General features: G+C 31.3%; 22 protein-coding genes. 5 read left to right on the top strand and 17 right to left on the bottom strand.

Annotation, left to right across the window (positions count from 1 at the left end; all coding sequences use genetic code 11):
* Positions 1-42 precede the first annotated feature (42 nt).
* The 3 genes from AA076_RS04970 to AA076_RS04960 form a co-directional block, all read right to left on the bottom strand.
* On the bottom strand, positions 43-552 hold the full coding sequence (locus AA076_RS04970) for a YjcG family protein (protein WP_000600392.1): 510 nt from the start codon (positions 550-552) through the stop codon (positions 43-45).
* Between the two features lie 193 nt (positions 553-745).
* Positions 746-1,504 (bottom strand): esterase family protein, encoded by a 759-nt coding sequence (locus AA076_RS04965; RefSeq protein WP_001288681.1) that lies wholly within the window; start codon positions 1,502-1,504, stop codon positions 746-748.
* A gap of 141 nt (positions 1,505-1,645) precedes the next feature.
* On the bottom strand, positions 1,646-3,214 hold the full coding sequence (locus AA076_RS04960; RefSeq protein ID WP_000570692.1) for an alanine/glycine:cation symporter family protein: 1,569 nt from the start codon (positions 3,212-3,214) through the stop codon (positions 1,646-1,648).
* 341 nt (positions 3,215-3,555) lie between these two features.
* Between AA076_RS04960 and cozEa the strand changes: the two genes are divergently transcribed.
* Positions 3,556-4,641, top strand: a complete 1,086-nt coding sequence (cozEa, locus tag AA076_RS04955; protein WP_000933105.1) for a lipoteichoic acid biosynthesis protein CozEa — start codon at positions 3,556-3,558, stop codon at positions 4,639-4,641.
* Between the two features lie 194 nt (positions 4,642-4,835).
* On the opposite strand, the gene fabI is transcribed toward cozEa, so the two are convergent.
* The 7 genes from fabI to AA076_RS04920 all read right to left on the bottom strand — a co-directional run bounded on the left by fabI (position 4,836) and on the right by AA076_RS04920 (position 11,820).
* Positions 4,836-5,606, bottom strand: a complete 771-nt coding sequence (gene fabI, locus AA076_RS04950; RefSeq protein WP_000933195.1) for an enoyl-ACP reductase FabI — start codon at positions 5,604-5,606, stop codon at positions 4,836-4,838.
* Between the two features lie 277 nt (positions 5,607-5,883).
* Positions 5,884-7,728 carry a monovalent cation:proton antiporter family protein gene (locus tag AA076_RS04945; protein WP_000395153.1) on the bottom strand — a complete coding sequence of 615 codons (1,845 nt, stop codon included), beginning with the start codon at positions 7,726-7,728 and terminating at the stop codon, positions 5,884-5,886.
* 9 nt (positions 7,729-7,737) lie between these two features.
* Positions 7,738-9,123: a magnesium transporter gene (gene mgtE, locus AA076_RS04940; protein ID WP_000062417.1), complete on the bottom strand. Its 1,386-nt coding sequence runs from the start codon at positions 9,121-9,123 to the stop codon at positions 7,738-7,740.
* Positions 9,124-9,143: 20 nt separating this feature from the next.
* The gene (locus tag AA076_RS04935; RefSeq protein WP_000669939.1) at positions 9,144-9,998 is read right to left on the bottom strand and encodes an RluA family pseudouridine synthase; all 855 of its coding nucleotides are present in this window, start codon (positions 9,996-9,998) and stop codon (positions 9,144-9,146) included.
* On the bottom strand, positions 9,995-10,804 hold the full coding sequence (locus tag AA076_RS04930) for an NAD kinase (protein ID WP_001270834.1): 810 nt from the start codon (positions 10,802-10,804) through the stop codon (positions 9,995-9,997). The genes AA076_RS04935 and AA076_RS04930 overlap by 4 nt, the downstream gene beginning before the upstream one ends.
* 16 nt (positions 10,805-10,820) lie before the next feature.
* Positions 10,821-11,456 (bottom strand): GTP diphosphokinase, encoded by a 636-nt coding sequence (gene yjbM / locus AA076_RS04925; RefSeq protein ID WP_001077683.1) that lies wholly within the window; start codon positions 11,454-11,456, stop codon positions 10,821-10,823.
* Positions 11,457-11,472: 16 nt separating this feature from the next.
* Positions 11,473-11,820, bottom strand: a complete 348-nt coding sequence (locus AA076_RS04920; RefSeq protein ID WP_001242102.1) for a UPF0738 family protein — start codon at positions 11,818-11,820, stop codon at positions 11,473-11,475.
* Positions 11,821-12,005: 185 nt separating this feature from the next.
* Between AA076_RS04920 and AA076_RS04915 the strand changes: the two genes are divergently transcribed.
* The 3 genes from AA076_RS04915 to yjbH all read left to right on the top strand — a co-directional run bounded on the left by AA076_RS04915 (position 12,006) and on the right by yjbH (position 13,897).
* Positions 12,006-12,599, top strand: a complete 594-nt coding sequence (locus AA076_RS04915) for a CYTH domain-containing protein (RefSeq protein WP_000224622.1) — start codon at positions 12,006-12,008, stop codon at positions 12,597-12,599.
* Positions 12,600-12,702: 103 nt separating this feature from the next.
* On the top strand, positions 12,703-13,068 hold the full coding sequence (locus tag AA076_RS04910; RefSeq protein WP_000214065.1) for a truncated hemoglobin YjbI: 366 nt from the start codon (positions 12,703-12,705) through the stop codon (positions 13,066-13,068).
* A 22-nt stretch (positions 13,069-13,090) separates the two neighbouring features.
* Positions 13,091-13,897: a protease adaptor protein YjbH gene (gene yjbH / locus AA076_RS04905; protein ID WP_002871029.1), complete on the top strand. Its 807-nt coding sequence runs from the start codon at positions 13,091-13,093 to the stop codon at positions 13,895-13,897.
* 459 nt (positions 13,898-14,356) lie between these two features.
* Here the strand turns inward: yjbH and pepF are convergent, their stop codons facing one another.
* The 4 genes from pepF to spxA all read right to left on the bottom strand — a co-directional run bounded on the left by pepF (position 14,357) and on the right by spxA (position 18,805).
* The gene (gene pepF, locus AA076_RS04900) at positions 14,357-16,165 is read right to left on the bottom strand and encodes an oligoendopeptidase F (RefSeq protein ID WP_000082731.1); all 1,809 of its coding nucleotides are present in this window, start codon (positions 16,163-16,165) and stop codon (positions 14,357-14,359) included.
* 47 nt (positions 16,166-16,212) lie between these two features.
* Positions 16,213-17,199 (bottom strand): competence protein CoiA, encoded by a 987-nt coding sequence (locus AA076_RS04895; RefSeq protein WP_000959287.1) that lies wholly within the window; start codon positions 17,197-17,199, stop codon positions 16,213-16,215.
* A gap of 120 nt (positions 17,200-17,319) precedes the next feature.
* Positions 17,320-18,039 carry an adaptor protein MecA gene (gene mecA, locus AA076_RS04890; RefSeq protein WP_001217730.1) on the bottom strand — a complete coding sequence of 240 codons (720 nt, stop codon included), beginning with the start codon at positions 18,037-18,039 and terminating at the stop codon, positions 17,320-17,322.
* Between the two features lie 370 nt (positions 18,040-18,409).
* Positions 18,410-18,805 carry a transcriptional regulator SpxA gene (spxA, locus tag AA076_RS04885; protein WP_000258003.1) on the bottom strand — a complete coding sequence of 132 codons (396 nt, stop codon included), beginning with the start codon at positions 18,803-18,805 and terminating at the stop codon, positions 18,410-18,412.
* 294 nt (positions 18,806-19,099) lie between these two features.
* Here spxA and trpS point away from each other — a divergent pair, with 294 nt between their 5' ends.
* Positions 19,100-20,089, top strand: a complete 990-nt coding sequence (gene trpS, locus AA076_RS04880) for a tryptophan--tRNA ligase (protein WP_000448934.1) — start codon at positions 19,100-19,102, stop codon at positions 20,087-20,089.
* 41 nt (positions 20,090-20,130) lie between these two features.
* Here the strand turns inward: trpS and opp4C are convergent, their stop codons facing one another.
* From opp4C to AA076_RS04865, 3 genes are read right to left on the bottom strand one after another with little or no spacing between them, the layout of a single operon-like run.
* Positions 20,131-21,012, bottom strand: a complete 882-nt coding sequence (gene opp4C, locus AA076_RS04875; RefSeq protein ID WP_001180262.1) for an oligopeptide ABC transporter permease — start codon at positions 21,010-21,012, stop codon at positions 20,131-20,133.
* 11 nt (positions 21,013-21,023) lie between these two features.
* Positions 21,024-21,986, bottom strand: a complete 963-nt coding sequence (gene opp4B / locus AA076_RS04870) for an oligopeptide ABC transporter permease (protein ID WP_002871025.1) — start codon at positions 21,984-21,986, stop codon at positions 21,024-21,026.
* Positions 21,979-22,959, bottom strand: coding sequence for an ABC transporter ATP-binding protein (locus tag AA076_RS04865; RefSeq protein WP_000427770.1), 981 nt, complete (start codon positions 22,957-22,959; stop codon positions 21,979-21,981). Before AA076_RS04865 ends, opp4B begins: the two co-directional genes overlap by 8 nt.
* Positions 22,960-22,961 lie beyond the last annotated feature (2 nt).

Raw genomic sequence — 22,961 nt, 5'->3', positions numbered from 1 at the left:
ATTAATTCAAACATACTACGATTAACAATACTATTATGTTACTTAAGCTAATTTAAACGTTTCAATAACTTTCCATTTATCTTCGTCATCGTCAAAACGTAACAAAGTTAATTCATCGATAATTTCTTTATGGTCTACCCCAGCTAATGCTACTTGACCAAAAATATCTTCGAATTCTTGGCTAGATAGTCCTTGTGCTATTGTAAAGTGTGGCACAAAAACATGTTCAGCTTCTCCATAGAAATCTTCTCCATTAAAGCGATTAAACAATTCTTCTAAGTCGTCCGTCTTCGCAACTTTAAAGTAAATCACATTGTTCGTTGGTTTGAAGCTAGAAGCTTTTGTAGCATGAACTTCTACTGCTGGTATACCATTAATACGAGCTCTAACCTGTTCAATGACAGAATCTAAATCACCATCTTTAATTTCAAATGGCGCTTTAATTGTCACATGTGGTTTAATTCGTGAATACTGTTTATCATATCTTTTACGGTAAGAATCCACCGCTTCTTGAAATGACTTTGATGGAATTAATGCTAATCCTAAAATCATCTGAATTCCTCCTTTGTTTAACCTATTGCTATTATATCAAATTTCTTTGAAAACCGTTACATTAAAAATAATTCATTATACATCTTTTGCAATTTCGTCAAATTTAAATTAAATTAAACAGTAAAATCTTTTATAAATTATATTATAGACCAGACTATATGAAGACAATTCATACTAAATCTACTAATGTAAATTATTCATAAAGTTGATCATCTGTGTTTTTACTTAAAAAATACAATAATATATCTGACAGCAATGGTTTCCAATCTTTCCATTGGTGACCACCATCAAATTCATCGTAATAATAAGTTATATTATATTTCTTAATTTGTTCAGCTAATTCTCTATTCGGTGTTAAGAAATCGGCACGCTTACCATTTGTTGGTAAAGTAAAATCTTTTTCATCTAGACCAATGACATGCCAAATTGTCAATTGTTCTTTATTTGCACATTGATTTAGCTTATCTAATACTTTTTCATCTGAATGTGGACTTAACATTGCTACACGACTAAAAATCGTTGGATAGGTCAACGCCGTTAATAAGGCAATACTACCCGCTAAACTATCCCCTACTAATAACCTTGCATTACCTACTTTCAGTGTAGAAAACGTCGAGTCAATAAATGGCAATATTTCTTTACCGACTGATTGAATAGTTAAATGAGAACGACTTCCTTGTGGATGAAATTCCTCTCTACGCTTATCAACGTCTTCATAATGGAATCCAACAATGATCGCATCATCAATACGCGCTTCTTTGATTAACGATTCATATGTACGTTGTATTCTCCCGAAACGTAAAAAATCTAATCCGTCAAAGCAAAGAATGACATTATATTTAACAAGTTGATTATAAGATTCTGGTAAATAAATACTTAACGTGACATCTCTATTTAAAATATTACTATATAAAACATGTTTATTAATCTTACCAGTTTTAAATTCTGACATAAAAAAGTGCCCCTAGTAGTTGTATTGTTATTGTACCAAGAGACACTATATTTTTAAAATTCAAATTTCTGAGCACCTAAAATTCTCAATACTTTTCTTTTTTATCAAATGATCACTACATATACTATAAACAAAAGTAGATTACTTTTTGGCACGTGCTTGTTTTAAACGTTCTGGATACGTCTTCAACCAAAAGACAGCATTAGGTAATTTATTCGGATCAGGTTGATAAACTGCATTATAACCGTTGCCTAAACGTTTCTTTTGAATTTCATAATCTTTTAAAGCATTTACGGCAGGCTTATGTAAAATCCAAATCGCAATGATATTTAACCAAGCCATTAGACCTACACCTAAATCACCGAATGCCCATGCTACATCAGCTGTTTTAACTGCACCGTAAAATGTAGCGAACAAAATAATCACACGAGCAATATTAATAAATATCGATGAAACTTGATTATTTTGATTACGCGTTAAATAAGCAACATTTGTTTCTGTAATGTAGTAGTACGACAAAATTGTAGTAAATGCAAAGAAGAATAAAGCAAATGCAATAAAGTACGAACCTACGCCAGAGAAAGTAGGATCAAATTGATAACCACTGCCATGGAACGCTTTATCAATGCCGGCTTGTGCATACATCGCAGTACCTGAATAATCTTTACCTGTTGCATTTTCAACATAAATACCGCCATCTTTAATTAAATGCGGTGTGCCATTCGCATTAACCGTACCATCAGTCACATTATATGTACCAGAAATAAGTATAATCAGAGCAGTTGCAGTACATACAAATAATGTATCAATATAAACTGAAAATGCTTGTACTAGACCTTGTTTACTTGGATGTGATACTTCTGCTGCCGCTGCTGCGTGTGGACCTGTACCTTGACCAGCCTCATTTGAATATAATCCACGTTTAACACCAATCTCTATCATTGCGCCAACGATACCACCAAAAGCAGATTGTAATCCAAATGCTGATTTGAAAATTAATGCAAATAACGCTGGCACTTCTTGTATATTGATACAAATGATAATGACAGCCATCAGTATGTAAATAATTGCCATAAATGGTACAACGGCTGTTGCAACATTGGCAATAATACGTACACCACCAAAAATAATTAATCCCAAAATAACTACAACAATACCACCCATTAACCATTGTGGAACATGAATCGCATTATGCATAGAACTTGCTATAGCGTTAGATTGCACACCAGGAAGCAATAGACCTACTGAGATAATCGTAACAATAGCAAAGATAATTCCGTAAATTTTACCAAATTTACCACCAATACCATATTCAATATAATACGCTGGTCCACCACGGTATTCATTATTTTCAACTCTCTTGAATATTTGACCAAGTGTAGATTCAATAAAAGCACTACTTGCACCTAAAAACGCAGTAATCCACATCCAAAATACTGCACCAGGTCCTCCTATAAATATTGCAGTAGATACACCGACAATATTACCTGTACCAACCCTGCCTGCTAAAGACATGGCTATCGCTTGAAAACTTGAAATACCATTAGGAGACTTCTCTCCTTGAAACATTAATCGAATCATTTCTTTAAAATGTCTAACTTGAAAAAATCGCATACGCAATGTAAATAGCACACCAGTAATTAGCAAACCATAAACTAATGGCTTACTCCAAACAACCTCATTTAAAAAGGTTACTAATTTTTCAATCATAAGATTCCCCCTATTGTTTAAACATAAAAATATTATACGATTAAGCACGAGACACTTCAATATATTTTTCAGAATATTCTTATAAATATTAATATGATCATTTCACTATTTAAACACGTTTAATATTAAAATAAGTTATTCATATAAACTGGTGCTGTTTGATCCAATTGCAGACTTACGAGTCATTGAAAAGTCTCACAAACTATTGAAAGTAAATATCTTAAAATAGAAAGTGAATGGTTAATTTAAGTATATTTAAAAAATATTAACCTTTTTAAGCACTGCTATTTAGGATATACTAAATAATAACTAAGTTTAGAAAAATAGGAGGAACATCGTTTATGTTAAACAAGGTTTGGTTCCGAACTGGCATCGCTCTGATTATGCTGTTCATTCTCATCAAACTATTTATGGAAGTGCACGAAGTATTTACTCCAATAGCTACAATCATCGGTTCTGTATTTCTTCCATTTTTAATTAGTGGTTTTTTATTTTATATCTGTCTACCTTTTCAAAACTTACTTGAAAAAGTCGGTTTTCCAAGATGGGCTAGTATAACAACAATCATGTTAGCTTTGTTTGCTATTATCGGCTTAATTGTTGCGTTTGTTGCACCAATCATCATTTCAAATATCAACAATTTAATTAGTCAGACACCTGCCCTACAAAAAGAAGCAGAGCAAATTATTAAATTCGCACTAGCTCAAATGGATAAATTACCTGAAGATGTAACAAGTAGAATTACAAATATGGTTAAATCAATGGGTGATGGCGTTACTAATATTTTATCTAATTCATTACAGTACATTACATCATTAATTTCAACCATCTTCTTATTGATTATGGTTCCATTCTTCTTAATTTATATGTTAAAAGACCATGAAAAATTTATCCCAGCTGTTGCTAAATTTTTCAAAGGTGAACGTAAAGTATTTTTCGTAGATTTATTAACTGATTTAAACTTTACATTAAAATCTTACATTCAAGGTCAAGTAACTGTCAGTGTTATTTTAGGTATATTCTTATATATCGGTTATTCAATTATTGACTTACCATATATTCCTTTATTAGTACTATTTGCTGGTGTCGCAAACTTAATTCCTTTCTTAGGTTCATGGTTATCATTTGCACCTGCAGCAATACTCGGTATTATAGATAGTCCTACTACATTTATATGGGTTTGTATCATTACATTAATTGCACATCAACTTGAAGGTAATATCATTACACCAAATGTAATGGGTAAATCTTTAAGTATCCATCCTTTAACAATTATCGTTGTTATTTTAGCAGCAGGAGATTTAGGTGGCTTTACATTAGTTCTGATTGCAGTGCCATTATATGCTGTACTTAAAACGGTTGTTAGTAATATTTTCAAATACCGCCAACGCATTATTGATAAAGCAAACAGTAATGTTAAGGACTAATTCTGTGGATGTCTTTTAAGAATATAAGATACTATCGCATCAAAAGTTGAAACTACAGCTTTTGAGGCGATTTTTTTGTGCATAAAAAATCAGTCAAATGAAATATCAAATAATTTTCCATCAGTCCGATTATTATAAAAGCAAAAAAGCTTTGCTCACATATATAATAACGTGAACAAAGCTGTTGAATGATATTATTTAATTGCGTGGAATCCGCTATCTACATGAATATTTTCACCTGTAACGCCACTTGATAAATCACTTAATAAGTAAGCCGCAGTTTTACCTACTTCTACTTGATCAACATTACGTTTTAAAGGTGCACGCTCTTCGATTTCTTTAAGAATTGTATTGAAACCACCCACACCTTTTGCACTTAATGTACGGATTGGACCAGCTGAAATTGCATTAACGCGAATATTATCTGGACCTAAGTCTAATGCTAAATATTTAACATTTGCTTCTAAGCTCGCTTTAGCAACACCCATCACATTATAGTTTTGAACTGCGAATTCGCCACCTAAATATGTTGTTGCAACAATGCTACCACCTTCTGGCATTAATTTTTTAGCTTCATGAGCCACAATTGTTAATGAGTAAGAACTAATGTCTTGAGCTAACAAGAAGCCTTCACGTGAAGTTTCAGAAAAGCGTCCGCGTAAGTCTTCCATATTAGCAAATGCGATTGAATGATATACACCATCAATATTGCCAACATCTTTACCAATTTGCTCAAAACCATTAATAACCTCTTCATCGCTTTGAACATCAATTTGATATAAGTGCGCTTCTGGTTGATTTAATTGTTCTAATAATTTTTCAAGCTCTTTACGGCTACGTTCTTTACGGTAAGTAAATACTAATTTAGCACCTAATTGATCTAAAACTTTAGCGACACCAAAAGCAATACTACGCTTATTAGCGATTCCCATGATGACATATGTTTTGTTTTCAAGATTTAACATGTAAGATAACTCCTTATAATAATTAATTTAACGGATAGAATATCTAATCCCAGTTTTAACTAACTTTTTATTCGTCAATACATTTTAACACTATTATGACTTTTTAATAAAGTTATTTAAACGTATTACAACGATAAATGTTTGATTTAGTCCTTTCTGTATCAAACTTGATTTACGTAAAAAGCATTTATTTATCAAAATCATATACATACTAGCATTTTAAAATCATTAATTTTACGTCGTACTAAAATACGTCTGCATTTTAATATCATTATTGTTAAAAATAAAATTCTAACTCTTGCTTCAATTCATCAACGTATTCTTTAGCACCGGTAACAATTAAGCGATCTCCATATCGCAATTGTGTATCTCCATGCGGAACAATCGACTCATTATTACGGATAATACGCACGAAGATGATGTCTCCTCCGAATGGGAAATTACGTAATTGAATATTTTCATATTTATAATTTAACATTTGAATTTCATATAGTGACGTTTCAACATTACTTAATAAATTCAACATGTTAGGTGTTTCAATTAAACCTTTTAATAAGATTTTATTACTTAAGTAGCTACTGAAAATTTCAATACCTGAATCAACTAACTCTGTATCGTCCGTTGTGCTTTCAAGTCTGCAAATGACACGCTCAACTTGATGTGCTTTGGCTAATTTAGCAACTTTTCGGTTAATATCATCGTCATTCGTAGCACAAACAACTATGTCTCGGTCAAACAGACCTAGTCGTTCTAAAACATCTTGTTCATAATCAGCAATTTCTATCATCGTGATATCATCTGACAATTGACGACGATCACTCAAGTCTTTGCGATAATATAATGTCACGTCATATAACTGAGATGTTAAATTTTGCGCTATAGGAATCGTTAATTGATTTTTACCAATTAAACTAACTTCAATTTTACGGTTAAACTCATCTGGAACTGGAAACAGTTTTTTGAAAATAATCGGAACGAATACACATGTAATGACTGCGCTTAAAATTAATATACCTGACGTTTCAGCTGAAATAGCATTTAATCTTTCTGAAATTTTGGCTGCAGCTATCACGAGCGATAATGTTGATGTTAATAAAAATGCTGATGCAATCGTTGTTTTCATATCAAACCAACGTCGAATAAACATGACTGGAATTAATTTTGAAATGATAAATGCAACGATTAAAATCGGTATGATAATTAGTAATTTCGGTTCTTTAATTAATGAAGGTATGTTTAAATCTACACCAACCATTATAAAGAAAATAGGAATAAAGAACCCATAACCAAATGAGTCTAACTTTTCAACCATTTCTTCATCTGGATTTAATAATGAAACAACGACACCTGCTAAGAATGCACCTAATATATTTTCTGCGCCAACTCCCTCTGCTAGGGCTACTAATAATATTATTAATGCAAATACCGCACGAATACCGATTTGCGTCGTACCATCCATCAATTTTTGTAAAAATGACATTCTTTTAAATTGAACACCTAAAATATATGAAATTGCTGTGAAAACAACTAATATACCTATTAACCATATTGTACTGCCGCCTTGACCATTGATTGCGCCATAGACCGTTAATAAAATCATAGTTACTAAGTCCGCAAGTACTGCTACTAATAGGATAAATTGCCCTATAGTTGTTCTCATAATATTCATTTCTTTTAAAGTTGGAACAACTACGCCTAAGGAAATAGTTGAAATGATAATGACCATTAATAACACATCATCCACTAATCCAAGCCATTTAAATACATACGCTAAAAGAATCGAAATAATCATAATAAATGCAAATACAGTTAACGCTAGATTAAGATGCCCTGGAATTGAGGATTCATCATCATTTTGTCCTTGACGTGCGCGTTTATCTTTTTTAAAAGCTTTAAAATCAATTTCTAAACCACTTAAAAACATTAAAAAGATAAAGCCTAACGTTGATAAAATATTTAGAATTGAATCCCTTTCTACTATATTTAGAAATGAATTTCCAATCACAATCCCCATCAAAATTTCTGCAACAACAACTGGCAAGAAATTAATATTTAATCGATTGACAATTATTGGAGTTAAAAACGCTGCTAAAACAACAATAACTAAAGATAAAAACTCCATAACTCCTCCTTAAATTAAGTAAGCCATAAATGATGTAGCTAAACCAAAATAAATCAACATACTAATAATATCATTAATTGTTGTAATAAATGGTCCACTAGCCACTGCTGGATCGATATTTAATTTATTCATCAATAATGGAATCATCGAACCTACAAACGTCCCCACCGTCATCGCACAAGTTAAACTTCCTGCAACGATTAATGCTAAAAGTGGCTGATGATATATTGCAACAATAATTGTAAATAATATTGTTGAACATACAACACCCGATAATACACCACTTCCTGCTTCTCTTAATGCAATTCTAAATTTACTTTGCTCATTAATTTCCCCTGTCGTAATGTTACGAACTGAAACGGCTAAAGATTGTGTACCTGAATTTCCTGACATACCACTAATAATAGGAATAAACGCTGCGAGTAGCGCTACATTTTCTAATGTTTTTTCGAATCTCCCTAAAATTGTCGCAGTAATCATTCCTAAAAATGTTAAAATAATCAACCATGGTAAACGTTTTAATGCTGTTTTAATGATTGAATCATTAGTCGAATCGATATCTGATACCCCGGCTAAACGAGAGTAGTCTTCACTAGCCTCTTCATCCATAACGTCTAAAATATCATCAATCGTGATGATACCAAGCAAATGTTCTTGGTAATCTATAACAGGTACAGCCATGAAATCATAGTCTCTCATAACTTGAGCAACATCTTCTTGGTCGTCTGCTACATTCACACTAATGACACGTTCATTCATAATATCTTCAATATAAGCATCATTTTCAGCTACAATTAAATCTCTTAGCGATAAAACACCTACTAATTTACCATCATCATCAACGACAAATATAACATATATTGTTTCTGCGTCTGGTGCTTGCGCTTTGACCAATAATAATGCTTCTTTAACAGGCGTATGCGCTTTAAGTGATAAATACTCCGTCGTCATAATACCGCCGGCCGTATCCTCATCATAGTGAAGTAATGCTTTGATTTCATTCGCGTCATCTTTATTCATCAATGTTAAAAGACTAGCAACTTTTGGTTTAGTCAACTCATTTAAAATATCTACTGCATTGTCGTATGACATTTCTTCTAATATGTGACTTGCGTATGTCGCATTCATCTTATCAAATAGCAACTCATATTCATCGTCATCAATATCTAATTGATCAAAGAAATTTGCAACTTCTTCAGGTGATAAATATTGAAAAATCTTTTGTCTATTTTCATCGGTAGTATCTTCAAAATACTCACTTTGTTCATATGTGTGTAATGCTAGAAATTCATCTCTAAATTGATCAATATCATCATTTTCTAAATATTGATCTAATAAAGTTTGGTCGTATAATTCCTCTTGAACACGCTCTTTTTCATCTGTGTTCATTGACATACTTACACCCCCTGTGTGAATTAGAGTTGATTGAATAATTTAAGTAATTGCTTATAATCAATTGTAATATAAATATTGTTCTTATTGATTGGATGAACAAAATATATTTGCGTACATTGCAGTACTTGACCATGAATTTTGTCATGAAAACCATCATACAAAGAATCTCCCACAATTGGATGCCCAATATGTTGAAAATGTACACGAATTTGATGTGTACGTCCCGTATGCAAATGAACTTTGCATAAACTGTATTTATCATTCTGATTTATTACTTCATAAGATGTTTTAGCGTATTTACCATCCGAGGCAACTTCTCTAGTTATAATCCTATCCTTTGACCGTCTAATATTAGCTTCAATAATACCAGATGTATGGGTTTTACCATATACAAGGCAAGTATATATTTTTTTCAAGTTTACTTTAGAAAATAAATGATGGATATGTCCATATTTAGCGAATATCACAATACCAGTTGTATTACGATCTAGACGCGTAACAATATGTGGGTTAATATTTTCACCATGTTCCTGACAATGATATAGTACTTGTTCGATTAAACTTTCATGAGGATGTTCTCTCGAAGGCGTACAATTTTGATTGTTTGGTTTAGTAACTATGATGATAAAAGCATCTTCATACAATACTTCTAGCTTACGAGCATAAGGTATTAAATTAACACTCGGTATTTCTCGCGGTAAATGAATTTCTAATATATCATTTGTCATTAATTGCTTACGCACTGTGACTGGTTCATCATTAACAATTAAAGCGCCATTATTTTTAATGGCGCTCACTGTCTTCTTAGAAAAATCATGTCGTGCTAAAAAAGTTTTAACAGTTTCTTGTTGTGATATATGATACTTAAATTTCATCGTTCTTCATCACTTGATATGAAAGAATCGTGCACACGTTTCCAGAATGGGAATGGTCTAAAACGTGCAAACCTCACTTTTTCATTTGCTACACGGTATTGTATTGAATTAACATTTTTATGTTTGATACTAACATGATCTATCGTCATTCTAATGGTATCATGATTAACTGGTGATATTAAACATGTATGATGCTTTGGTAATACAAGTGGTGATCCTACCGTTCTAAACACACGATTATTTATCGAGGCAATTTCTGTAATTTGCATTGCTTCAAGTGAAGGATGTATCAGTGCGCCACCTAGCGCTTTGTTATAAGCCGTTGAACCCGAAGGTGTTGATACACATAATCCATCGCCTCTAAATCGCTCAAAGTGTTTCCCTCTTAAGTTAACATCCACAACAAGTGTTGAGCCATTTTCAGTTTTCATCGTTGCTTCATTTAATGCTAAATACCTTGTTTCATAGCCGTTGTCGTTGTATCTCATAATAATTTCAAGCAATGGATATTCAATGACCTGAAACTCTGAATTATTAATTTCGATGATTAATTTTTCAACTTCATGAGGTAACCAATCCGCATAAAATCCTAAATGACCTGTATGAACTCCAACAAATGCCACTTTTGATAACATGTGGCTATACTGATGGAATGCTTGTAGTAATGTACCGTCACCACCAACTGAAATAACAATTTCAGGATTTTCACTATCCTCAATCATGCGAAAATCTTTCATATAGTTCATCATTTTATGCTTTAAGGCATTAGACTTGGAGTCACCTTTAGTTAAAATTGTATAACGCATGATTTATAACACCTCGTTAATCATTTTCATGTTTTTTAGAACGTTTTTGCGTGTAATATTTTTGAGCTTCCTGAATTTCATCTTTAATTTCAGACATCTCTTCATCAAGTAAATACGCTGCTTCTGCCGCTCTTTCCAAACGATGTTGAATTTCATCCGGATAAGCACCATCATATTTATATCGTAAAGTATGTTCAATCGTTGCCCAGAAATTCATTGCTAATGTACGAATCTGAATCTCAGCCAATATAAATTTTTGGCCTTGTAATGTTTCAATTGGATATTCAATAATGACATGATACGAGCGGTAACCACTTTCTTTAGTGTTACGAATATAATCTCGTTCTTCAATTACTTTAAAATCTTTTCTTTGTCTTAAAATATTGACGACAACATCAATATCTTCAACAAATTGGCACATCATTCTTAAACCAGCGATATCGTACATTTCTTCTCTTAACCTATCAAATGGTATTTGTCGTTTGTTTGCCTTATCTATAATACTAGCGATTGGTTTAACACGACCAGTAACAAATTCTATTGGCGACGCTTGTTCACCAACTTCATATTGTTTGCGCATGCCTTTAAGTTTCACTTTCAACTCATCAACCGCTTGCTTATAAGGTGTTAAGAACTGATCCCATTGATTCATAGTGCTTCACCCCGCTTTATTCAATGTCGAATGTTTCTTCAACGGTTGCAACAAATTCCTTACCATAATTATTATTCCCTTTTATGTTGTCTAAAATATAAGTAAGTTCTTGGTGGAATTCAGTCAATTCTAGTTCATCATTGATAATAATTTTTTTAGTCATGTTTTCATGCAACATCGTCCATGTTTCTTGTACGAAAATGAGATAAGCATACGCTTTACCATCATCTAATGTATACGCAAAGGCATAATTATCACTATCAACGAGCATTTGTCCTACTTCAGATAATCCTTTAATAGAATCTTCTGTATAACAATAAAGTATGTCATCTTTAATTTTAATTTCATTAATATATAAACGCATGCTTAATCCTCCTCTTATTCCATAACATTTTAACACAATTCAATAATACAAAACACTTACGAACACTATTTTTAATGGTCAAATTAACATTGATAATAGATAAAGGAAATTACTTTTAAAATTCAACTTTGTCATTCATAATATAGTTAAGATAAATTGAATTTGATACGAGGTGTATACATATCATGGCAACAAATCATGAAATAGAATTTAAACAAATGATAACTGCATCAATCTATAATAAATTGCAAGAGAAATATTTTAAAGACAGTGTGCTTTTTAAGCAAGTCAATTACTATATTGATACACCCGATTTCAAATTAAAGGAACATCGCTCTGCACTACGCATAAGAGTTAAAGACAATCAATATGAAATGACTTTAAAGACACCAGCAAAGGTTGGTCTATTAGAATACAACTATATCGTCGACATTAAACCAGAGATGAACTTGATTATTTCAAACGACAATCTTCCAGATGACATTCGTCAAATTATAGTTGAACAGTTTGGTGTAAAAGATACAACTTTATCAATACTTGGTGCATTAACGACATATCGCCAAGAAACTAAATATAAAGGTGATTTACTGGTTTTAGATAAAAGTGAGTATTTCGATACTACGGATTATGAGTTAGAGTTCGAAGTTAAAGACTATAATCAAGGTTTACAAAAGTTCCAATCTTTATTAAACGAACTAAACCTCGAACATCATCAACCTTTAAATAAAGTTCAACGTTTTTTCAAGAAAAAAGAAACACTTTCAAACAATATAAATTAAATTGGCAAATATGCATATTTCTTTCAAATGTTTAAAATCATGTTATATTAGTTATATATTAACTTAAGTTCGTAACAGTAAATTTTTGAAAATGGGTGATTAAATGACAACAACACCATATGACATCATTGGTAAAGAAGCGTTATACGATATGATTGATTATTTTTACACCCTTGTAGAAAAAGATGAACGACTTAATCACCTGTTTCCAGGAGATTTTGCAGAAACAAGTCGTAAACAAAAACAATTTTTAACACAGTTTTTGGGCGGTCCAAACATTTATACCGAAGAACACGGACATCCTATGCTAAGAAAAAGACATATAGATTTTACAATCACTGAATTTGAAAGAGATGCATGGTTAGAAAATATGCAGACAGCAATTAATCGCGCTGCGTTTCCACAAGGTGTTGGAGATTATTTATTTGAGCGCTTAAGATTAACTGCTAATCATATGGTGAATTCCTAAAATTAATTGTAGGTGAATAAACATGGCTGGAGAATTACGAATAATGGAAAATAAGAGTCGTGAAGATATCAATCTATCACCTGTAAGTAAAATCGAAATTTATTCATTTTTCGATCCATTTAGCTCCGATTGCTTCAAATTATCAGCAATCTTATCCAAATTAAGAATTGAATATAATCAATATATACGTATCAGACATATATTAAATCCTTCGTTAAAAGTATTAACGAAATGCCAAGCTCAAAGTACATCCAACTTTGATAACATCGCCCTAGCTTATAAAGCAGCTGAGTTACAAGGTCGTGTACGTGCCGAACGATTTATACATTTAATGCAAAATGAAATCATACCTAAAAGAGATATTATTACAGAATCAATGATTTGTGACTGTATTCAAAATGCAGGTATTGATTTAGAAGTATTTAAAGACGACTTACAAAAAAGTAAACTAACCGAAAGCTTGAAAATTGATTTGCATATTGCAAGAGAAATGGAAATCGAACAAGCCCCTTCTCTCGTTTTCTTTAGTGAAGATGTTCATGAAGAAGGTTTAAAAGTCGAAGGATTATACCCATATCACATCTATACTTATATAATTAATGAATTGATGGGTAAATCTATCGAAAAGAATCTTCCTCCTAAATTAGAAACTTATATACAGCAACAACAACTTGTAACGATGGAAGAATTACTTACTATTTATGAATGGCCAGAAAAACTTTTAAACAAAGAGTTAAAGAAGTTAGCCATTCAACAAAAAATTGAAAAACTTAAATATCCAGATGGCGATTTCTGGAAATCTAAAATGCCTAAAATCAAATCAAAATAAATAAATTAAAGACCTCGTACACCATAAATGTAACGAGGTCTTTTTACTGACTCTTAATTTTGCAACATTAAATTATTAGAACGTAATGTTACACATCGATCTAAATATATTAGTGATATTTTTCGAATTTAACCAGTTCGAAAATTATACAAATTATAAATTTGGTACATAATAGACATATATGAATCGTTAATGTATAAAAAGTGCATATTTAATACATTTTTATACAACTTCACTTCCCTCTTATTAAAAAAGAACATAAAAAAACGTCGTGTCTGAATACACGACGCTAAACAAAGGGGATGGGAGAAATTTTTCACTTCAAACAAAGGGGTATGTTTGTTATGTGATTAATTTCATGTTCATAATATAACATGCTATCTCTACCATTTCAACCTTTTAATAGTACTTAATTTAAATTGTCACAATCTGTTCATAATGTAAGCGAATACAATAGTACTAAGCTTTCATTAATTTTTCAAAAGCGTTCAATTTTTGTTCAAAAACTTCACAAGCTTGTTCAATTGGTTCAGGTGTTGTCATATCTACACCAGCATTTTTTAATATCTCAATTGGATAATTTGAGCTACCTTTTTTCAAGAATTCATTAATATATCTATCTACTGCTGGCTTACCTTCTGTTAAAATTTGATGACTTAAGCTTTGAGCTGCACTGTAACCAGTTGCGTATTGATATACATAATAATTCATATAGAAGTGTGGAATACGTGACCATTCCTTACTAATATCTTCATCAGTTTCTACAGAATCACCGAAGTATAATTTATTTAATTTGGCATATTCTTCATTCATTCTAGTTGGCGTTAATGGTTCACCTGCTTCTTCAATTGCATGAATTTTATGCTCAAATTCTGCGAACATTGTTTGTCGGAATAATGTAGCTCTGAAACGTTCTAATTCTTGGTTTAATAATAATAAGCGTTTTTCATCATCAAGATGTTTATCCATATAATCACTTAAAAGTGCTTCGTTACAAGTTGATGCAACTTCAGCGACAAAAATAGTGTAGTCACTAGAATTTGACGGTTGGAATTTTCTACTGAAGTAACTATGTGCTGAATGCCCAAATTCATGAACTAATGTGTATAAGTCTGAAATAGTATTAGACCAGTTAAGTAGAATAAATGGATTAGTTAAATGTGCACCTGATGAATAGCCACCTGAACGTTTACCTTTATTCTCATAGACATCGACCCAACGATTGTTTAAGCCTTCTTTAACTACATTTAAATATTCTTCACCCATTGGTTCTAATGCTTTTAACATCCACTCTTTAGCTTCTTCATAAGGCATTTCAAACTTAATATCTTTAATTAATGGTGTATATAAATCATACATTTTCAAGTCATCTAAACCTAGCAATTCTTTGCGCAATTCAGTATATCTATGTAGCAATGGTAAATATTTATGTACAGTTTTTACTAGATTGTCATATACATTTTCTGGAATATGATTATTACTCAATGCTTTTTCTCTTGCAGTTTTGTAATTGTGTGTACGAGCATTAAATACATTTTTCTTCACTTCACCTGCTAGCGTAGCGCCAAGCGTATTATTATGAGCACCATATGCTTTATATACATTTCTAAAAGCACTTTCTCTTAGTTTGCGATCATCTGTTTCTAAATACTTAATAAATGTACCTTGTGTTAACGGGTGTGCATTTCCATCTTTATCTATCGCATCTTCAAATACTAAATCAGCGTTGCTAAACATACCGTATACATTTGATGGCGTTGATAACGCGTCCTGCGCTTCTGTTAATAACTTTTCAGTTTCAGCATCTAAAATATGAGGACGTTTTTCATTAATCAACTTCAAATCAAATGCGAATTTTTGTAATTTATCATATGAATTTACAAATGATTGAATTTTATCTTCATCAATTTGTAAAATCTCTGGCACTAAGAAACTCCATGCCGAGCTAAATTTAATAATTAATTGATGTGCTCTTGACTCCATACCAGTATACTTGTCGTTCGTTGTATCTTGGTCTTGTTTTAGGTGCGCGTATACATATACTTTTTCTAATTTAGTACCTAATGTATCTTCTAATTCTAACGCATTGTATAATGTCTCAGCACTATCACCAATGTGTCCTTTAAATTGTTCTTCTTTGCCTAACTCATTTTCAACTTCTTTAAATGCAGCCTCAAAAGCTTCATCATCTTTGAAAATTGTTGTTAAGTCCCATGTATATTCAGGATATTTACGTTCCTGTTCTTCTCTCGATAATTGTTGACTCATATGTAGTAAACCTCCTAATAAAATATAATTGATATAATTTTCTCATTTTAGAACAAAATTTGCACGTCATTACCTTTATCTGAACAAATATTTAAATAATTGTTAATAAGTTTTTCTATAATTGCTGTTTTACTTTCTAGAGCAACAATAAATTTTTTCAGTTTAAAATAATTAAGATTGTCATTTACTAATTTGCTTTTTCCATTCTTTAACCATAAATCAACTTGTAATTGCCACTCAATAGGATGATTTTTAATATAAATTTGCTCTGGAAAAATATAACCATAATTGTGCACTACTTCTTGATCAGTTAACTGTAATTGATACATTGCACTTAAAGTGGGTTCTAAAACAGAATTTTGCCAGCGACAATATTTGATATATTGATTAATTGCGAACTTTGATAATTTATAAACAGCATGATAATCACAAGGCGCCTCATTAAACAACTCACTAATTTTGGCATTTCTTTTTTCAGCGACATATTTGTGCCCGCCTAAATATTGTATTTGTTGAAACATCATTATTTGTTTTTTCTCTAAATTGAACGTATGAAGTTTTCGAGTGAATGGATTAATAAACATACTTTGAAAATGATTGAACTTCACTTTATTATGACAATAATCAACATCATTTAATAACCAACTTACTTTATATCCCATTTTCTTTAAACCTTCCGTTCGTTGAAGAATCTGTTTATAAGGAATTGGCGAATACTGTAGCTCAATAACATATTTATTATTAATCAAAATATCCGGAATTTGTTTTATTTCTTTTAAAAATGGCTCTATCTCTACTTTACATCCTTGTTGCTGTATCATCTGTGCTAAAATCAATTTACTTTTATAATGTTTAATCGTTTCATTATTAAAACATTTTTGTTCCGCTAAATGTTTATGTGCAAAATGACTAATTACTTTGAGCCCACGCTTTAAAATAACTTGCTTGCCACACACCGGACAAAAATATTGTGTCTTTCTCAATGCAGTAGTTGCTAATACGCGTTCCTTTTCTTCATTTAAAGCTACTAACATATCTTCACCTCAAAATATTACACGTAAGTTTAACTACTATTACTTTTTCAGCTTTTGAAATCAATAAAAAAAGAGACTCCAAAGAGTCTCCTTTCATAGTGCGTTGCTTAATTAATATCGTTATTCAGTTGTCTCTGGAAAATAACGTCGAACTTGAGCTGTTACGTTATGACTCATAATTATTTTAGCATAGTCATTTAAATAAACTTCTGTTCTGTCTGTTGGATAAGCAAATTCAAGCAATTGACTGTAACTATCATTAATGACTTCTTGATCAACATGACTATCAAAATATACAGCATAATAATAAGTACCATCAACCATATATAACAAATCTTCAAACTCTGTAGTTATTGGATTGCTATGATATGCATAATTAATAACATCTTCTAAATCGTTAAATTTCACAATGATTGTTCTTGTATTTTTACGTGCTGAAGACTTTTGACGTTTAGAACCTTGAGCTTCTTTTTCTTTTGTTCGTTGCTCGAATAATTCTTCTAATTGATCTTCACCTTCTAATGTTTGAGCTAACAATTCTTGAACTTGTTCATCAAATTGATCAGTTGCATCATCATCAGACATATTCATCATATCTTCATTTTTAGATTTAGAAATTGTGACTTCGACACCTTTTTCAAAGGCATGTACTTGAATCCATAATGGACCTTCTACAACAAAATCTTCTTCTTCGTTAATTTCATCCATCATTGACCAAAAGAATTCTTCGCCACGTTTGCGATTTGTCCATAAATCTTCACGACTAAATCCACGGGCCTCGATATCGCTATATGTTATAAACAATTTTACAGTTGTATCATCTACTCGTTCTATTCTCATATCATCTCACTCCTTACAGTCGATGAATAGTATCCACATTGTATTAAAGCATCAAACAAAATACAATTTATTTGTTTGATTTCTTTCTCTAAAATATTTTGGTAACTTATAATAACATATTCGTTGTAGCAAAACTATTTAAATGATTTATACAGTTAAAGCATTAAAGCACTTTCTTAATTTAATTTTACCTTATCATAGCAAATGTTTCATCCAAAACACTCTAATATAGAGCTATATTAACAATTGCACATTTGATTTAAAAGATACTAAGCAATTATTGTAAAATTAAAACCAAAAAAGCAACACTATAGAAATAGTGTTGCTTGACATATCTTTTAGTAAAGTATGACACATAGTTAAATGGTTATTAGTCAACCATACGTTGTGCTTCTTGTAATTGGAACGTACGAACTTTTCTAGGTAAGAAACGTCGAATCTCGTCCTCATTATAACCAACTTGTAGTCGTTTATTATCTAAAATAATTGGACGACGTAATAAGCCAGGATTATCTTGAATGATTGAATATAAGTCTTGTAATGGTAGTGAATCAATATCAACATTTAATTTTTGGTATGTTTTAGAACGTGTAGAAATGATTTCATCAGTACCGTCTTCAGTCATTTTTAATATTTGCTTAATTTCATCAATTGTTAAATGTTCAGAAAAAATATTACGCTCCGTATACGGAATGTCATGTTCTTGTAACCATGCTTTCGCTTTACGGCAAGATGTGCAACTTGGTGAAGTAAATAATGTTACCATACATCTCACTCTCCTATTTGAATGAATAAAATTCATTGCTTAAAATTTAGTTATAGATCAAGAAAAAACATTTTTTTCTAAAATTCTTAATCGTTACTATTTATTATAACTATCTAACATTAAAATTAAATGAGAAAAACCTAATTTTTCAGATAAGTTTCTACACTTATAAAAAAGATTATTAATCCCTTTGTTAGTAGTAAGTTATACGTATATTCTAACACATCTTACATTTTTAAGAAATACTGTTATAATGATAATTATTAAAATATTACTAAGAAAGTAGGCATTTAAATGGAGACATTATTTTCAGGCATCCAACCTAGTGGAATTCCTACTATTGGAAATTATATTGGCGCACTAAAACAATTTGTTGATGTGCAAAATGACTATGATTGTTATTTCTGTATCGTAGATCAACATGCAATTACAATGCCACAAGATCGTTTAAAATTACGTAAACAGACCAGACAATTAGCAGCGATTTATTTAGCTTCTGGTATAGATCCAGACAAAGCAACATTGTTCATACAATCTGAAGTCCCTGCACACGTACAAGCAGGATGGATGTTAACTACGATTGCTTCTGTTGGAGAATTAGAGCGTATGACGCAATACAAAGATAAAGCTCAGAAAGCAGTTGAAGGTATACCTGCTGGTCTATTAACATATCCACCTTTAATGGCAGCTGATATTGTTCTTTACAATACTAATATCGTTCCAGTTGGAGATGACCAAAAGCAGCATATCGAATTGACTCGTAACCTTGTAGATAGATTTAATAGTCGCTATAATGATGTGCTTGTGAAACCTGAAATTCGTATGCCTAAAGTTGGTGGACGTGTCATGAGTTTACAAGACCCAACAAGAAAAATGAGTAAGAGTGATGATAATGCTAAAAACTTCATTTCATTATTAGACGAGCCGAATGTTGCAGCTAAAAAAATTAAAAGCGCAGTAACTGATTCAGATGGTATTATTAAATTTGATCGTGACAACAAGCCAGGTATAACAAATTTAATTTCAATATACGCTGGATTAACAGACATGCCAATTAAAGATATTGAGGCAAAATATGAGGGCGAAGGTTATGGTAAATTTAAAGGTGACCTTGCTGAAATAGTTAAAGCATTTTTAGTAGAATTCCAAGAAAAATACGAAAGTTTCTATAACTCAGATAAACTTGATGATATTTTAGATCAAGGTAGAGATAAAGCACACAAAGTTTCATTTAAAACTGTCAAAAAAATGGAAAAAGCGATGGGTTTAGGACGTAAGAGATAAAATAAAGAGGTACTAGAATTAACTAGTGCCTCTTTTATTATTTAACGTCTACCTCTAGGATTAAAAGCATCTTTAATCCCTTCCCCTACAAAGTTTATACTTAATATAGTTAATGTAATCATTATAGCAGGTGGCATCCATATCCACGGTTTACCACTTATAACATCCCCTTCTTGAGCATCACTCAACATATTACCCCAAGATGGTATTGCTTTACTAATTCCGAATCCTAAAAAGCTCAATCCTGATTCCACTACAATCATACCGGCAAATAACAATGTTGCTTGTACGATAACTACACTTAATATATTCGGCAAAAGATGTTTCAAAATAATTTTATATGTGGGTGTACCAATTGATTTTGCTGCCAAAAAGTATTCATTTTCTTTTTCTTGAAGTACTTTACCACGAACAAGTCTTGCAATACCTCCCCAACTTAATACGATAATAACTAGAACAAGAATTATGGCAGATCCATAAGGATTTTTAATTTTATCTCCAAGTGCAGCATTTAATACAATTGCAAATATTAAAAATGGAAATAACATAACAAATTCGGTTATTCTCATTAATAATGTATCAACAATACCTCCAAAATAACCAGAAATCACTCCAACTGTAATTCCAATCAAAAGCATTCCTATTGTAGATGTAATTCCAATGGATAATGAAATACGACCTGCATATAACAAACGACTAAAGTTATCCCTACCACCAGAGTCTGTACCAAGAATGTTTTGTGCTGTCATTTCACCTTTTATATTTAATAAATCTTGTTGGTTCACTGGAAAAGGAGCTATTAATGGCGCTATAATTGATACAATAGTTATGATTAATAAAAAAATAACCGATAACATTGCAATTTTATTATGAATAAATTTAGAAAATGCAATTTTAAAAGGCGATTTTGACTTATTTTGCATTCTAATCCCCCCTAGTTACTTCTAATTCTTGGATCTATAAATCCATAAGTAATATCAGAAATCAAATTACCCAGTAAACCTAAAAATGAGAAAAATAACGTTAATGCCATCATTAATGGATAGTCTTGGCCTATTACCGATTCTAAAAATAATTTACCGATACCGTTATATGAAAAGATAGTCTCCGTAATCACGGCTCCACCTAAAATACTTACAATATCAGCACCTAAAAATGTAATAATAGGTATTAGAGAATTTCTCAATATATGTTTATTATAAATTTTATTCATAGATAATCCTTTTGACCTTGCCGTCAATACATAATCTTTTTTAGAATTTTCAATAATATCATTACGTAAATATTGAATATAACCAGCAGTAGATAATAAACCTAAAGTGAATGCAGGTAAAAATGTGTGATATATTTTACTCATATAATATTCAAAAGTACCTTCTTTAAGGTTAATATCAACAGAACCTTGAAACGGGAACCATTGTAATTCAAAAGAAAAAATAAAAATTGCAAATACTCCCGCAATAAAAGATGGAATGGCTAACATCAAATAATTAAATATTTGCACAGTATAATCCGTCAAACTGTAAGAATATCTACCTGACGTTATTCCTAAAGCAAATGAGATAATATAAGTAATAATTAATGACATAGCACCGAGTAATATTGTATTTGGAATTCTTTCCTCAATAACATCAATTACCGGCCTTTTATATTTGATTGACTCCCCTAAATCACCGTCTATAACATGATTGACCCATCTAATGTATTGATGTGGTATTGAGTCGTTGAGACCTAATTTTTCCCTTTGTGCATTTATTGCTTCTTGTTTTATTTTACCGTTTTGTAGATCTGAAAATGGATCTCCTGGTTGTATGATTGCTAATGAAAATACAACTATTGAGATTAAAATTAGTAACGGGATCATTAACCCTAATCTTTTAAGTATTAATTTAATCATTTAAATCACCTACTTTATCTACGTAGAAACAAGCAACTTGATGTTCATTACCAATGTCCTTTAATTCTGGCATACTTTTTTTGCACATATCTTGAGCAATTGGACATCTTGTATGAAAAGGACAACCTTGCGGCGGATTACTTGGCGAAGGTAATTCTCCTTTTAATATAATTCTATTGTTATTATGTTTATCAATTTGTGGTATTGATGAAATCAACGCTTTTGTATATGGATGTTTGGGATTTTCATAAATTTCTTTATCAGATGCGATTTCAACTATATGACCTAAATACATAACTCCAATGACATCACTTATATGTTTTACTACACTTAAATCATGTGCGATAAATAAATAGCTTAAGTTAAATTGTTCTTGTAAATCTTTTAATAAATTCAGTACTTGAGATTGAACAGATACATCTAATGCACTTACAGGCTCATCAGCAACAATTAAACTCGGACGCAAAGCCAATGCTCTTGCAATTCCCACTCTTTGTCTCTGTCCACCTGAAAATTCATGTGCATATTTATAATATGCATCTTCACTTAGGCCAACACATTTTAATAAATATAGTACTTCTTTTTTTATTTCTTCTTTTGGCAATTTTTTATAATTTAAAATAGGTTCTGAAATGATATCTCCAACCATTTGCATCGGATTCAATGATGCATACGGATCTTGAAATATCATCTGATATTGTTGTCGTGATTTTCTGAGTTTTTTACCTTGTAATCTTGTTATATCTTCACCATTAACAATTATTGAGCCTGAAGTTGCATCTTCAAGCCTGATAATCACTTTACCTAACGTTGACTTACCACAACCCGATTCTCCTACTAATCCAAAAGTTTGTCCTTTTTTTATTGAAAACGATACGTCATCAACAGCTTTAACGTACTGAGTTTTTTGTAATAATCCAGTTTTAATTTTGTAGTATTTTTTTATTTGGTTGACTTCTAAAATATTTTCCATTC

This window comes from Staphylococcus aureus, from assembly GCF_001027105.1.
GTDB lineage: Bacteria > Bacillota > Bacilli > Staphylococcales > Staphylococcaceae > Staphylococcus > Staphylococcus aureus.
This window is presented reverse-complemented; position numbering and strand designations above follow the sequence as displayed.

What these genes read in the sequence shown, in the direction of transcription:
- AA076_RS04970 (WP_000600392.1), bottom strand. Translation starts at nt 552, where the DNA reads ATGATTTTAGGATTAGCATTAATTCCATCAAAGTCATTTCAAGAAGCG.
- AA076_RS04965 (WP_001288681.1), bottom strand. Translation starts at nt 1,504, where the DNA reads ATGTCAGAATTTAAAACTGGTAAGATTAATAAACATGTTTTATATAGT.
- AA076_RS04960 (WP_000570692.1), bottom strand. Translation starts at nt 3,214, where the DNA reads ATGATTGAAAAATTAGTAACCTTTTTAAATGAGGTTGTTTGGAGTAAG.
- cozEa (WP_000933105.1), top strand. Translation starts at nt 3,556, where the DNA reads ATGTTAAACAAGGTTTGGTTCCGAACTGGCATCGCTCTGATTATGCTG.
- fabI (WP_000933195.1), bottom strand. Translation starts at nt 5,606, where the DNA reads ATGTTAAATCTTGAAAACAAAACATATGTCATCATGGGAATCGCTAAT.
- AA076_RS04945 (WP_000395153.1), bottom strand. Translation starts at nt 7,728, where the DNA reads ATGGAGTTTTTATCTTTAGTTATTGTTGTTTTAGCAGCGTTTTTAACT.
- mgtE (WP_000062417.1), bottom strand. Translation starts at nt 9,123, where the DNA reads ATGTCAATGAACACAGATGAAAAAGAGCGTGTTCAAGAGGAATTATAC.
- AA076_RS04935 (WP_000669939.1), bottom strand. Translation starts at nt 9,998, where the DNA reads ATGAAATTTAAGTATCATATATCACAACAAGAAACTGTTAAAACTTTT.
- AA076_RS04930 (WP_001270834.1), bottom strand. Translation starts at nt 10,804, where the DNA reads ATGCGTTATACAATTTTAACTAAAGGTGACTCCAAGTCTAATGCCTTA.
- yjbM (WP_001077683.1), bottom strand. Translation starts at nt 11,456, where the DNA reads ATGAATCAATGGGATCAGTTCTTAACACCTTATAAGCAAGCGGTTGAT.
- AA076_RS04920 (WP_001242102.1), bottom strand. Translation starts at nt 11,820, where the DNA reads ATGCGTTTATATATTAATGAAATTAAAATTAAAGATGACATACTTTAT.
- AA076_RS04915 (WP_000224622.1), top strand. Translation starts at nt 12,006, where the DNA reads ATGGCAACAAATCATGAAATAGAATTTAAACAAATGATAACTGCATCA.
- AA076_RS04910 (WP_000214065.1), top strand. Translation starts at nt 12,703, where the DNA reads ATGACAACAACACCATATGACATCATTGGTAAAGAAGCGTTATACGAT.
- yjbH (WP_002871029.1), top strand. Translation starts at nt 13,091, where the DNA reads ATGGCTGGAGAATTACGAATAATGGAAAATAAGAGTCGTGAAGATATC.
- pepF (WP_000082731.1), bottom strand. Translation starts at nt 16,165, where the DNA reads ATGAGTCAACAATTATCGAGAGAAGAACAGGAACGTAAATATCCTGAA.
- AA076_RS04895 (WP_000959287.1), bottom strand. Translation starts at nt 17,199, where the DNA reads ATGTTAGTAGCTTTAAATGAAGAAAAGGAACGCGTATTAGCAACTACT.
- mecA (WP_001217730.1), bottom strand. Translation starts at nt 18,039, where the DNA reads ATGAGAATAGAACGAGTAGATGATACAACTGTAAAATTGTTTATAACA.
- spxA (WP_000258003.1), bottom strand. Translation starts at nt 18,805, where the DNA reads ATGGTAACATTATTTACTTCACCAAGTTGCACATCTTGCCGTAAAGCG.
- trpS (WP_000448934.1), top strand. Translation starts at nt 19,100, where the DNA reads ATGGAGACATTATTTTCAGGCATCCAACCTAGTGGAATTCCTACTATT.
- opp4C (WP_001180262.1), bottom strand. Translation starts at nt 21,012, where the DNA reads ATGCAAAATAAGTCAAAATCGCCTTTTAAAATTGCATTTTCTAAATTT.
- opp4B (WP_002871025.1), bottom strand. Translation starts at nt 21,986, where the DNA reads ATGATTAAATTAATACTTAAAAGATTAGGGTTAATGATCCCGTTACTA.
- AA076_RS04865 (WP_000427770.1), bottom strand. Translation starts at nt 22,959, where the DNA reads ATGGAAAATATTTTAGAAGTCAACCAAATAAAAAAATACTACAAAATT.